The organism is Halomonas sp. SIMBA_159 (assembly GCF_046536035.1).
Classification (GTDB): domain Bacteria; phylum Pseudomonadota; class Gammaproteobacteria; order Pseudomonadales; family Halomonadaceae; genus Vreelandella; species Vreelandella venusta_A.
In genome coordinates this window covers 15,518-28,851 of the sequence record NZ_JAWJBT010000024.1, presented here as the reverse complement: position 1 = coordinate 28,851, position 13,334 = coordinate 15,518, and the positions used below count along the sequence as shown (strand labels likewise).

The window sequence follows — 13,334 nt, the reverse complement described above, 5'->3', positions numbered from 1 at the left end:
GTAAGATAAGCGTAGCGCAATCTCGCGCCTTGCGTTGTGACTCGCTGGAAAACTCACAGCGCTACGGCAAAGCTAAGCGACAGCGACGAGGACTGCAACCGCCTGCTCATCGATGTCTAATTTTTTTCACGTTACGCACCTCTAAGCAGGATGATCCATGCACGGACTGTTACGACGCCTGTTCGCTCCTCGGTGGCAACACCCCGATCCCGAGGTGCGCCGCAAGGCACTTCAGCAGCTTGACCCGCAGCAAACGGAGCAGCGTGAAGCCTTAAAGGCTCTCGCTAACGATAGCGACAGCGGCATTCAATTAGCCGCGCTCCTTGCTCTTGACGACCTCAACGGTCTGCTCACCGCTTATGAGCAGCACCCCCAGGACGAAGCGTGGTTCAATGCGCTTTGCCAGCGCATGACGGGGTCAGCAGGCCATGTGGATCTGCAGCAGCGCCAGGCGTGTGCGTCGACGCTCACCGATCAGCGCCTGCTCAACGCCATTGCTATGCAGGGCGACAACCTAGGACTGCGATTAGTCGCCCTAGAGCGGCTGACGGATGAAGAAGACCTCGTTCAACAGGCATGCCATAACAGCGTCGCGGCGGTGCGTCATCAAGCGGCAGAGCGGGTTAACGATGAAGAGCAGCTAAAGCGACTGCTGCGAGAAGCACGTCGTGACCGCCAAGTGGTTCGCTTCGCTAAAGAGAAGCTTACGCAGCTGCGTAACGATGCCCAGTGGCTAACAGATCAACAGGCCCAACGGGAGCACTTGCTGGCCCAATTAGAGCAGCACGCCAGAGCCCCCTGGGAACCCCTTTACGGTGGCCGCTTCCGCCACTTAGAGCGCGAGTGGCAACAGCTTAGCCACCCGCCTAGCGTTAGCCAGGAGCAGCGTTTCCACCAAGCCGTACTGAGCTGCCGCAAAACGCTCCACGACCACGAAACTCAGGAGCAGGCGCGCCAGCAGAGTCTCGCCCGTCGCGCAGAGGCGGAAAGCACCCGTGACCAACTGCTGGAAGGATTAGAAGAAACCTTAGAAGGCCTGACCCACGCCAATGAGCTGACCGCTCAAGATATTGACAGCCTGCGCGCTCAGCGCCAGCTCTTGGGCCAGCGTTGGCAGTCCCTGTCAGACCTCCATCCGCCTAATGAAGCCACCCAACAGCGTTACAGCCAAGCACTCCAGCAGTATGAAAAGAGCATGGAAGCCTGGCAGCGCTGGCAAGCCGTTAGCCTGGCCGTAGAACAGGCACTGGCAGAGAGCGAGCACAATACGCTCATATCGCTGTTGGCCGAATGCCGCTGGCCAGAGACGCTGACGCCACCAGCGCTACTCGCACAAGCACAGCAGCAGCTCGCCACCCATAGCGCGGCGCCGCCACAGCAACCGGGGCTTTCCTCCACAGCGCTGAACGCCGAGCTGGACAACTTCGAACACCTGTTAGAGCGAGGTGCCTTTAAAAGCGCCAGCCGCTTACACCAGCGTTTGAAGCCGTCTATCGAGGCATTGACCGGTAGCGATAGCAAACCACTCAAAAGCCGCCTTAAGCACCTAGGCGCACGGCTTGCCGAGCTGCGCGACTGGCGTGGCTTCGTAGCAGGCCCTAAACGTGAACAGCTCTGCGCCAGCATCGAAGCATTGGCCGACGATCAGCATATGGCGGAGTCAGCACTGGACCGCCACCATCGCCAGTTGGTGAAAGAGTGGAAAGCGCTAGGCGATGCGGCGGCCAACCGAGAGCAGTCCGCCCGTTTCCGCGCGGCGTCTGACCGGATTCATGAACGCCTTGCCCCCTGGCGCGCGCAGCTAGACCAAGAGCGGGAAGCCAACCTGCATGGCCGCGAAGCGCTCTGCGAGCAGTTGGAAACGCTGCTTTCTCAGCCCGCAGAAGACGCCGACCCAGATGTACTGCGAGAAATTCGCGACAAGGCCCGCCACCAGTGGCGCCATTACTCTCCGGTGCCTCGGGAGCACTCTGAAGCGATTGGCCGCCGTTTTGGTGCTATTCGTCATCGGCTGCAGGCGCTTATCGACCAGCGCGCAGAGCAAATCGCCGCGCACAAACGCGCGCTGATTGAGCAGGTGCAGGCACTGCAAAGTGATACGGAACAGCCGCTGGCAGCGCGCATCACAAGAACGAAACAGCTACAGCAAGAGTGGCGCTCGCTAGGCCGCGCACCCAAAGGGGAAGAGCAGGCGCTGTGGAAAACCTTCCGCAGCGCCTGCGATCAGCTGTTTGCCCAACGCGACGCTCATAAACATGAGCAAGCCGCCCGCCAACAGCAAACGCTGGATCAATTGCAGGCCATCATTGACGAAATGGAGGGCTGGCAACCTGCCAACGCCCATGAAGCTGAGCAGTTAGAGGCCTTCCTTGCGAGTATTAGCCAGCTCGAACCGCTGCCCCGCAACCGCCGTAGCGACGGCATGCAGCGTCGCCTTAGCGGCATTGTGCGTGCCAAGCGTGAGCGCTTAAGCCGTTTAGAAATTGCTGGCAAAGTGCAGCAGTGGCACGCCCTGCTTCCGCTCGTTAACGCGCATTTACGCGCTGACCATCAAGCCCTGAGCGGTGAAGGCGCGCAGGCCCTGGATGCCTCCAGCGAATTAGCCTTTGAACTGCCGGCCTCGTTTAACGACGCACATCAGCAGCGCAATCATTCTCGCCTGTCAGCCACCCTGCCCCTCCCCAGCGAGCAGCAGAGCGCGCTTGAAGAGCAGTTAGCTCGCCTGCGGGTGCATCTTTCACTGCTGGCCTTAGGCAGTGTTAAACAGCGTGATGAGCCGCTAAGGCTTGCCATTCAGGTGGAGCGTTTAAACAGCGGCCTGCATACCGAGCGCAGCAAAGCCGATGAACTGAATGATGTGCTGGTCGCTCTGCTGTCGCTGGGGCCAATGCCTCAGCATCTGTGGCAAAGAGAAGTGGATGAGCTGGATAACCTGCTGGGCCGCCTAGCCCGGCCGCCCCAGCCATAACACGCGATCGCTACGCGGCAAAACGCGCGGCGTGAAATAGCAAACGGGAGGCATATCGCCTCCCGTTTTCGCGCTCTTTCTTATGAAAAGATTGCGTGTATTGCTCTCTAGGGCTTGTTAGCCCATAAACTGGCCGCCGTTAATATCAATATTGGCACCCGTAATAAAGCCGGACTCTTTGTCCGCTAAGAAGGTGACCAAACGACCAATCTCTTCTGGCGTACCGTAGCGTTTGACCGGAATCGTTTCACGAATCGCTTCGCGCACCTGCTCCGGAATTTTCATAATCATATCGGTGGCAATGTAGCCGGGCGAGACGGTGTTCACAGTGATGCCTTTCGTGGCCGTTTCCTGCGCCAGCGACATGGTTAAACCGTGCATCCCCGCTTTGGCCGCCGCGTAGTTCACTTGGCCAAACTGGCCTTTGCGGCCGTTGATGGAGGAAATATTGATGATGCGTCCGTAGCCACCCTCCAGCATCATCTCAATCACGCTGCGGCACGTATTGAAGACGCTGTTCAGGTTGGTATCAATAACTTGATACCACTGCTCATACGACATCTTTTTCATGGTGCCGTCGCGGGTGATGCCTGCACAGTTAACCAGCACGCTGATCGGCCCATGTTTTTCATGGATCTCGCGGGCACCTTCAATACAGGCGTTATGGTCGGACAGATCAACACCCGATAGTGCGATGTTGTCGTAGCCGTCGGCTTGCTGGGTTTCCAGCCAGGTTTTGGCTTTGTCAGGGTTGTGATACCCCGCCACTACCAAATAACCCGCATCCGCCAACGAACGGCAAATTGCCGTTCCGATTCCACCAGTTCCACCAGTTACCCAGGCGACGGGGGCTTGATTGGCCATTGACTACCTCCCTGATATGACAAATGGCTTGGACTTTAAGCACTGTTATGGCGTCGCAAGCCATTCTGAATAAGCGCTTTCACGCTTCTTTCACTCACAGCACGCCGCTTGTTTTATTGGGCGACACACCGACAGTACGCTTTTTGTTATGCCTATTGGAAGCATAGCTTTACTCTCTCAATGTTGCAGCACGATGAAGATGACTACCAGCAAGGAAGCGTTTTATATTATGGGTTGACTTAGCGTCAAAAATACGTAGAATACTCATCACGTTGATGCGGGGTGGAGCAGTCTGGTAGCTCGTCGGGCTCATAACCCGAAGGTCATCGGTTCAAATCCGGTCCCCGCTACCAAACATAGAAAAAGCCGATTCTTTAGGGAATTGGCTTTTTTGTGCGTATACGGTAGGCAGTGTTGGGGGGAAGCAGCTCGTCGGGTTCAGCTCTTCATCCCCCCCGGAAGGTCATCGGCTCAAATCCGATCCCCGCTACCCAATATTTCGAAAGGCAGATCAGTTATTTACTGGTCTGCCTTTTTTGTTGCCTGTCTTACAAACCCTAGGCGGGTCTACTGCTCATGCGGTGGTTCTCTTTTGACGGGTTTTCTTCGCTGGCTTCATCGCCGCCCGCTCCGCCTTGATGCGCTCCAGCAACGCCTGCGCACTGTTCTCCCCACTGATCAGTGCCGGGTTGTCCCTGCGCCATTGTTCGGTGAGTTCGCCCCGGAAGGCTTTGGCCAGGATGGACTGGGTGAGGTTGTTGACGCGGGCCAGGGCGTTGTTGACCTGTTGTTCGATGCGATCGGCATGGGCGAAGAGTTGGTCTACTCGGCGGACGATTTCGGTTTGTTCTTCCAAAGAAGGGAATGGCAAGCGAAGTTCGTTTAGAACCTTTAGGTTGATGTTTTTCTGGGCAGTGGCAGGAGCAAAAGATTCAAGATCTTGTTTATTCACGTCGATCAGGTACTTAACGAAATAGGCTAGTGCCTCGGAATCTTTTGGTGTGAACCCGACAACACTATCAGGGAAGCACGCATCGATTCCAAGAATGGCAGTATCGGCGATATTGGCAGCGATAGTTATGCACAGAGTTCCAGCCGGGAACAGACGACTCTGCTCAAGGCCGAATACACTATAAAACCGTGTAGCGGACGTGATTTCGCCAGTGGCGTTTGCCACCTCGCCGGTCTGAATAAATGGATACTCTTCTCCGAATAATCTGGGATCATTCCGTGGACGATGTTTTGATTTGCCTCTAGCGAGTTGGCCTACCTCGGAAAGGTGCTTAAATGTCCAGGAATCCGGATACCCCTCGTCATTGTAGGTCGAGTCTTCTCGCCACTCCTCCGTCAACCGCCCACTCACCGCCGCAGCCAGCACGGACTGGCGGAAGCGTTTGAGGACTTGAGGGATGCGTTCGAGGCGGGCTTTGGTGTTTTCCACCTGGGCCAGCAGAGTATCGAGTTTATCGGCGATGACTTTTTGTTCGGCGAGGGGGGGGAGCGGCAGCCGGACCTCTGATAAGCCCTTGCCTGTAATCTGAGGTTGAGCAGAACCAGATATGGTGTCTTCCAAGCCTCGGGCTTTCAATGCGAAGTATAAAAATTTCAGGCCAACAAGTGTGGTTGGCTGACCATCGAGCGCCATAGCATTACCGTTTATGTAAGAGAACGGTTCTGATATGTGCAGGTTTCCGCAGGTTGCTCCCCGACAGGTGATCATGATTGTGGGGTGTTCATGGGTATACTGATCAAAGTATCCGATTTTCCCGTTCGCACCGTAAACGGTATAACCTTCGCTCAATAGAGCTTTGGTCGATATCGTCTTCCACTGCTTCGGAGTGGTTAATTCGGACAGAAGCGGAGTACTCCACTCCTTTGGTAACGGTTCGCCAATATGTCCAAGGCTCATTTTGTGACCTCACCCATCACTTCTCGCAAAAGCACCCCGGCCCCATCAGCCTCCTCCTCAGCCCCCAACTCCCGCATCAACGCATCCAGCTCGCCCAGCGCCTGCACCAGTTCTCCCATCGCCTCACCCGCCAGCACACTCGGCTCCGGCAGTTTGGCGGCATCCACACTGTCGCTGTCTTTCAGCCAGGAAATATCCAGCGAGTCGCCCTTGTGCTCGGCAATCCACTGGCGGCTAAAGCAGCGCCAGCGGCTATGAATCATGCGCTCATCAACGCCTTGGTTTTCGTCGGTGGCTTTAGTGGCTTCCGGCAGTTCGATCTTATCCGAGTGAAAACTGTACTCACCCTCCTGACGTTGGCTGTCGCCGTTAGGGTTATCCCCAAAGACGCTCTCAAAAGGTTTCAGGTGCTGCTCGCCAAACGGCGTGCGTTTACCGAAGCTGGGCATGTTGGTGCGCAGGTCATAAACCCAGACATTCTCGGTGCAGTTCTCTTCCTGGTATTTGTCCGCCGCGCTGCCTTTGGTAAAGAACAGGACGTTGGTTTTCACGCCCTGGGCGTAGAAGATGCCCGTGGGCAGGCGCAGGATGGTGTGCAGGTTGCACTTGTTCATCAGGTCCCGGCGCACCTCGGTGCCTACACCCGCTTCAAACAGCACGTTATCTGGCAGTACCACAGCGGCGCGGCCACCGGGTTTGAGGTTGCGGTAGATATGCTGCAAAAAGGCCAGCTGTTTGTTGCTGGTCTTAAACGTGAGGTCGTCCCGAGTAATGCTGGCGTCGCCGCCTTTGCTGGTGCCGAAGGGCGGGTTGGCGAGGATGATGTCGGCCTTTTCAAGCCCGGCGCCGGTTTGGCCCAGGGCGTTGCCCAGGTGCACAACGCCTTCGGCATCCCCTTCCATGCCGTGCAGCAGGCAGTTCATCAGCGCTAGGCGGCGGGTACCGGGCACCAGTTCGATGCCCACGTAAGCCTGGGTGGTCTGGAAGGCTTTCTGCTCGGCGGTTAGGTCGTACAGGTCGTCGGTTTGGCTTTTGATGTATTCATGGGCGGCTATCAGAAAGCCCGCCGTGCCCGCTGAGGGGTCCTGGATGCGTTCGCCGGGCTGCGGCTTCAGGCAGTTCACCATGGTGTTGATCAGGGCGCGGGGCGTGAAGTACTGGCCAGCGCCGGATTTGGTTTCGTTGGCGTTCTTTTCCAGCAGGCCTTCGTACAGGTCGCCCAGGCCATCCTGCTGGGCGCTGAACCAGTCGATCTGGTCCAGGGTCTTGATCATCTGTTCCAGGTGGCGCGGCTCCCGCAGGCGGGTCTGGGCATCGGCGTAGATGGCGCTGATCAGCGGGTCGCTGTGAATCAGGCGCCCCGTGCCGTCGCGGCCACTGGAAAGGCTGAGCAGGATGCGTTTGTAGTCATTCAGCAGGTTGATGCCGGATTTGCTGTTTAGATCGGTCCAGCGGCAACCTTCCGGCAGCGGGTGCTTTTTCAGGGTGCCCGCTTCGGTGTTCTCATGCACCATTTTGATAAACAGCAGCAGCACCAGCTCGGTCACGTAGTCCGAGTAGTTGATGCCGTCGTCTCGCAGCACGTCGCAGAGGTTCCAGAGTTTCTGGACGATGTCGTTATTGCTCATGGTACTCACTATTTTAAGTTGGTCCGGCGCATGTTGTTGAGCACCGGTTATTTTTTAGGCGTAGGCCAGGCGTCAGGAGGGTTTCTGCACAAGCGCTCTTTTCACAGCGATGACTGCATCATTGGTCGCCTGTTCGAGGTGGTTTTGCTAGCCAAACGGCGCTGGCGTTGTTGGGGGCGTTTTCTTGCCATAGAGGTTACAGCTCCGGCGTAGCGCCGAGCGCCCCGGCCATGTATTTAGCGTACAGGTTATCATCCGCGCGAAGGCCCGCCATATCATCCAAGCGCCAAGCTTCACTGCGCTGATTACGCTTTTCAACCAAATACACTTGATGCTTTTGCAACAGATTCAGCACCTCGGGCGTATGGCAGGTGAAGATCAGCTGCGCTTGATGGGGGTTAGTATGCTCAAACTCAAACCACTCCAACAAGTGGGGGATCAAGTGTGGATGCAGGTCGTTGTCAATCTCATCAATGACGGCCACCCCTCCATGCTGCAAGGTATGCAAGATAGGCTCAAGCAGGACAAAGGCTGACTGAGTGCCGCTGGATTCTTCAAAAAAGGGCAGCTCAAATGCCTTCCCATCGTCCGTGGTATGCAAGCCAAACGGGACAAACACAGGCTCTTCCCGACCGGTTTTATCCCGCGCGGTCAGTTTCTTTATCTCCACACTGCCCAGCCCAAGATCAAATTCACACATGGCGTCTGACATTCGCTTGAGCAAATCAGGTGCCTTCTGAAACTTTTCTGCTGCGCCCAAGATATCGCCGTGCTGAAAATGCTGGCGTCCTCTACCCACTACATTGGTTTTTATGTGCTCAAAAAAATCGATAAAGGGCTTTGCTTCAGCAATATCGTAGCTGTGCGCAGCGCTAATGAGTGACGCATTACCACGAAGCTTTTCAGCCTGCGCCTTGGGAAATGGAAAGCCTTTCTGCTTAAAGCTGTACCCTTGCTCACTCTTTTCGCGCTTAAAGAGGTAGCTGTACTGGGTACTGGTTTTCTCAAAGAGCGCCTCGAACAATACCTGCTTGGGGGTTAGTTCTAACTGATAGCGGTAGTCAACACCTGCCACCCTGAACTCAAGCTCAAAGCGGCTTGGGGTCTCCATGTGAAGTAAATGAGCACCACAGGGAATATCCTTCTCGGGGTTGCCTCCTAAAAACGAGCTAGCGCCAAACCAGTTCAGAAACGCCAGCGGTTTCAATAGTTGCGTTTTGCCTGAACCGTTCGCCCCTACCACGGCAAGCGCTTTGTTAAAACGCTCGTTATCCACAGTGATGTCATAGCCAGAAGGTGTGGGCTTTTTTCCCAAGCTAAAATCAATAACCGTTTCATCGGCAAAGCTGTAAAAATTGCTGAAGCTTAGATTCTTTATCATATACCCGCCAATTCAACGTATTTTTGTTGATATTGCGCTTTTATACCAATCTCAAGCGTGAATTAGCTCGCACTGGGCCACATCGCCTCATTCAGCTCTTCCAACACGGTATCCAACTGCTCCCCCAGCACCTTGTTCATCTGCTTCGCTCCGCCGTCGTCGGCAAAGCGATGGTTCACAAACTCCCGGTCGATGATGACTTCGTGCACCAGTTGCTTTGCGAGGCGTTCTAGCCATTTGCGCTGGTTCGGTGTCCAGTTGTGCTGGATGTAGATGCGATCCATGGCTTCCGCCACACGCTGTTCAAACGGAATCAATGGCTCGCCCAGAGCCGCACGGCGGATGTAGCCGATGATGCTGGCAGCGATGTCTTTATTGGTCTGGTTGCGCACAGCGCTTTGCAGGCGGGCTTCGGAGTAGCCGTGGTTGTCCAGCAGCAGCTTTACTTCCCGTAGCTGCTCACGGGTGAGGTCGCGGGGTTTGTTGACCACCACCGCTAGGGCGGCAGACTGGTTGAGCTGCTGTTTGATGAACTCGTTGAAGCTTTCCAGGTAGTCTTCTGGTCTGTCATGCGCTCCATAGCTCTGAAAACGCTCGCGGATTTCATCTTCGTGGTCGGAAATCAGCGGCATGGTGTCACTACCCACCAGGGATTTTACCTCGGCTAGCTGGTTCAGCAGTCCGCTGTGCTGTTTGATAAATGCCGAGGCCTGCCGGGGACCAAGCTCGCGCAGGTGGGCGTGCAGAGATTTAGGCTCCACGCCCCAGCTCTGCTGCAGTTCGTCCAGCTTCTGCTTCAATTCCGGGCGGTTTTCGGCTTTGTTGTCGGCCTTACGCAGCACCCGCATGAGTTTCTGGCTGAGTTGGCTGAGCACCACATCGGCCTGGCTTTCATCCGGTTGCTCGCCGGGGCTAGCGAGGGCTTTTTCCAGCTGCTCGTCGTCGGTGAGTTCGTCTACCAGCTGCTCCAGGGTGATGTTGGGATCTTTCACCAGTGGCTTCATGGTGTTCACATCCTGCAGGGCGGCGTAGATATCCACCGGGTCGTAGATGCGAAACACGGTCTTGCCGATCTCGTCACAGCGGCGGGTGGCGCGACCAATCATCTGCTCATACAGGATGCGTGAGCGTATGCGGCGCATGAATACCAAGTTGCAGATGCGTGGAACGTCGATACCGGTGGTCAGCAGGTCTACCGTAATAGCAATGCTAGGGTAGCGCTCGTTCTTGTAGCGACGGATGAGCTGGTTCACCTTGTCGCTTTGGCCGGTGATCTTGGCCACCGCGGCTTCGTTGTAACGGCCGTTATACAAATCTTTGAAGGCTTTATCGAGCTGGGTTTTCACCATATCCGCATGCAGGTCGGTGGCACAGAAAATCAATGTTTTCTCGTCGCCGAACGGGTCCAGCTCTTGCACCAGCTGTTCGCAGATGACCCGGTTGAAGTTGTCATTGATCACGCGGCGGTTGAAGGCATCCACCTCGAAACTAAGTTCGTCTTCCAGTTCGGTGGTGTCCACTTCGCCGGTCTGGGTGTTGATGACGTCGACCGGTTTGCCCTTCTCGAAGGTAATGCCGTTTTGGGTGAGCAGGGTCTCAAAGCGGATGGGCGGTTCGTGGTCGATCAGCCAATCGTCGGCCACGGCTTCCCGATAGGAATAGGTGTAAACCGGTTTGCCGAAAATCTCGCTGGTGTGTTTGGCCGGAGTAGCAGTCAGGCCGATTTTCACCGCATCGAAGTAGTCCAACACCCTGCGGTAGCTGGACAAGTACTGGCTGGTGTCCCGCAGGGCCAATTCGCCTTCGGTCATTTCCTGGTCCAGGGTGTAACCCCGGTGGGCTTCATCGATGATGATGCAATCGAACTGGTCGATGGGTGGTGGGTTGTCGCTCATAAAGATGCGTTTCACCATGGCCTGCACCGTGGCCACCTGAATGCGGGTTTCCGCTTCGGTCGCCATGTCGCCCAGTTCAGCGACGTTGTAGATCTTGCTGAGGGTGTGGTTCTGTTCTAACGGCGCTTCGTTGAAGGCATCGGTGGCTTGCTGGCCTAGCGCGGTGCGGTCCACCAGGAATAGGATGCGGTGGAAGCGTTCGACTTTCAGAAAGCGGTACATCAACCCGATGATGGTACGGGTTTTACCGGTGCCGGTGGCCATGGCCAGCAGCGCGGTGCGCACGCCACGCGCCAGGGCGTTTTCGGTGGCGATGATGGCGTTCTGTTGGTATTCCCGCAGTTTCAGGTAGCCGAAGGGCTCTTCCTTTAACCGTTTCTCGGCGCTTTCCTTGTCCCGTTCCAGCAAATCCAGCAGGCCGCCGGGGGTGTGGAACTGCGGCAGTGCCCGGCGCAGGTTGCTGGGCTCGCGCACATCCCGAAACCAGGTGCCAGATTGTTCCGCCAGCTGCGGTACATAGGGGCGACCGTTGCAGGAATACACAAAAGGTACGTGGTAGTGGCCGCTCTCGTCAGCGGGCCAAGCGATGGTGCGGCCTATCTGCTCCCAGGCGCCGACTAACGGTGCCTCTACCTTAAAGCCCTGGCTGTACCGTTCGGCCTGGCTGATTTTACCAGCGACGTTAGTGTTCTCTTTCTTGGCTTCCACCACCGCAACCGGGGTTAACCCTACGAACAGTACGTAATCTGCCCAGCCCTTCTCTCCGTTATGGTGGGTGGGCCATTCGGCGATGGCACGATAGATGCATTTCTCAGGGCGTGCGCCTTTCTGGAAGGTAATCTCCTGGCTATCTGCTTCCCAGCCGGCTTCCTGCAATTGCTGGTCGATCAGGATACGGGTGAGCTCTTCGCTCAGCACCAGCGTATCGGTGGCCGCCTTGGTCTTTTTGGCAACTTGCTGGCGCTGCTGGTTGACGGTTTGTTCGCCCTGCTGAGTAAGCTGTTGTTGCAGCGCTTTGATCTTTTGCTCGTAGGCCTGTTGCTGTCGGCTTAAGGCCTGTTCGTGCTGGCGGGCTTGTTCCGCCAAAGCACGGGACTCCTCATCCATGGCCACGGCCAGCGCTTCATATTCGGCTTTTTCCTGCTCGATCAGCTGGCTGAGCTGTTGGCTGCTATCCAGCGCCATGTTGGCGTGCTGTAGGTCGTGGCGGAGTTTTTCGATGTCACTCTGAAGCTGTCGCAACTGCGCGCTGGGGTCGGCGGGCGGCACAAAGGGGCCGGGGCTGAAACGGGCACCGGCATTACCAAAGGAACGGTGAAACCAGATGGCCAAAGCCCGCGCCACTTTCAGGCCGTCCATCGCTTCTTTGTGTTGGGTGCGGAACTGGTGAGTGGCTTTGTTGCCCTCGATACGCAGAATATGGAACAGCTCTTTTATCTGCGGTTCCAGACGCAATTCCCGGTTCAGGCGGTAAAGAAGCTCCGACTGGCTGGTTTGTTCGTCACATTCGAGACCGGATAGCGCGGCCAGATGCTGAGCAAGCGCTTCGCCTAGCTGGCGGAGTTTGATAAGGGTAGTGTTAGGGTCGCTGGAGAAAGCCCCCTCAGCAGCGGATGCCAACTGAACAAAAAGCGCGTCATGCTCGGCTAGGAAACTAAAATTTGTTGAGATTTGGTCGCTGACTCGCACAAACGGCTCCATGTCATCTGCATTTAGCACTTGCTAAGAAAGATTCAGCTTTCAGCATTATGTTACTAATCAATGGACTTTATCAGGGTGGTGCGAAATGACCAGTCCTGATGCAGCTGAAGACACAGAACACTTAACCTATCAGCAGTACTTTAAAGAGAACTAGGCTGACAGAGTGGACTAGCCTAGCGATACTCACACACATCTAGCTGAAAGTCGGTGGCCATAACCATTTACGTATCACGCGAATGATTCGGTCGTTAGCCTTGTGCCACCAGCACGACCTAGCCTGCATCTTTCAGTAAGCCGACAGAGAGGTCCACACTACGCTTGCTGATATTCAGGCGCACGCCGGGCGCAAGCGAAATACGACGTTGAAAACGAAAAGCCATCGACACGCCTTGAAGCTGGAACCTTACGTCACTGGTTCACGCGCCGTTGATCGCGCTTACCCACGACACAGTACCAGCGCGCCTCTTCCTCTTGCCGCCGTTTAATCGCCGCCTGCATGGCTTCTTCTGAGGTCGCATAGCGGGTGCGTGACGTACCGTAACTGAACTGCGCGCTGCGTTTTTTGCGTGAACCGTTGGGCATCAACTCATACCAAGCCGCCACCCAGAGTGTTGTTCCCGTGGGGCGTTCATAGTGGTAAACGCCCGTTATCGGGCCAGCGGGCTGTTCACGATGACGCGCGACGGAACGTGCCTCTACTCGCAACAGCTCCTTCCAACGACGCTCGCCCCAAATCTCTCTGCCACGTTGGTCTCGATACGCAAGGCAGCGCTCAAAAGTATCGTATTCACTGGCTAAGCGCGGGATCGACTTAGTTTCAGGTTTCCCCGACGGGCGTGGCACGCGCACCATGGGGTTACTGTGGCTTTTGGGCCACGACACGTATTTGGTGCTTTCCCATAGCTGGGGTAAGGACAGCGCGTTTCTCATTTTTAAATCAATAGCTTTTTAGTGAGCAGGGACTTATAAAAAGTAACAGCTTCACGAC

At 56.1% G+C, this 13,334-nt stretch carries 8 protein-coding genes and 1 tRNA gene; 2 read left to right on the top strand and 7 right to left on the bottom strand.

Annotated features, from left to right (window positions below):
- Positions 1-157 precede the first annotated feature (157 nt).
- Entirely contained in the window at positions 158-2,968 is a 2,811-nt protein-coding gene (locus R0J87_RS15305) for a DUF349 domain-containing protein (RefSeq protein WP_498887205.1), read from the top strand.
- 117 nt (positions 2,969-3,085) lie between these two features.
- Here the strand turns inward: R0J87_RS15305 and phbB are convergent, their stop codons facing one another.
- Positions 3,086-3,832 carry an acetoacetyl-CoA reductase gene (phbB, locus tag R0J87_RS15300; RefSeq protein WP_188637499.1) on the bottom strand — a complete coding sequence of 249 codons (747 nt, stop codon included), beginning with the start codon at positions 3,830-3,832 and terminating at the stop codon, positions 3,086-3,088.
- A 276-nt stretch (positions 3,833-4,108) separates the two neighbouring features.
- On the opposite strand from phbB, the gene R0J87_RS15295 reads away from it, so the two are divergent.
- A tRNA-Met gene (locus tag R0J87_RS15295) sits at positions 4,109-4,185 on the top strand.
- Positions 4,186-4,406: 221 nt separating this feature from the next.
- Here the strand turns inward: R0J87_RS15295 and R0J87_RS15290 are convergent.
- The 6 genes from R0J87_RS15290 to R0J87_RS15265 all read right to left on the bottom strand — a co-directional run bounded on the left by R0J87_RS15290 (position 4,407) and on the right by R0J87_RS15265 (position 13,228).
- Entirely contained in the window at positions 4,407-5,741 is a 1,335-nt protein-coding gene (locus R0J87_RS15290) for a restriction endonuclease subunit S (RefSeq protein WP_498887203.1), read from the bottom strand.
- Entirely contained in the window at positions 5,738-7,369 is a 1,632-nt protein-coding gene (locus tag R0J87_RS15285) for a class I SAM-dependent DNA methyltransferase (RefSeq protein WP_498887201.1), read from the bottom strand. The genes R0J87_RS15290 and R0J87_RS15285 overlap by 4 nt, the downstream gene beginning before the upstream one ends.
- 196 nt (positions 7,370-7,565) lie before the next feature.
- Entirely contained in the window at positions 7,566-8,750 is a 1,185-nt protein-coding gene (locus R0J87_RS15280) for an AAA family ATPase (RefSeq protein ID WP_498887199.1), read from the bottom strand.
- Between the two features lie 62 nt (positions 8,751-8,812).
- The gene (gene hsdR, locus R0J87_RS15275; protein WP_498887197.1) at positions 8,813-12,346 is read right to left on the bottom strand and encodes a type I restriction-modification system endonuclease; all 3,534 of its coding nucleotides are present in this window, start codon (positions 12,344-12,346) and stop codon (positions 8,813-8,815) included.
- A gap of 272 nt (positions 12,347-12,618) precedes the next feature.
- On the bottom strand, positions 12,619-12,726 hold the full coding sequence (locus R0J87_RS15270; RefSeq protein ID WP_498887195.1) for a DUF4236 domain-containing protein: 108 nt from the start codon (positions 12,724-12,726) through the stop codon (positions 12,619-12,621).
- 28 nt (positions 12,727-12,754) lie between these two features.
- On the bottom strand, positions 12,755-13,228 hold the full coding sequence (locus R0J87_RS15265) for a hypothetical protein (protein ID WP_498887193.1): 474 nt from the start codon (positions 13,226-13,228) through the stop codon (positions 12,755-12,757).
- Positions 13,229-13,334: the final 106 nt, after the last annotated feature.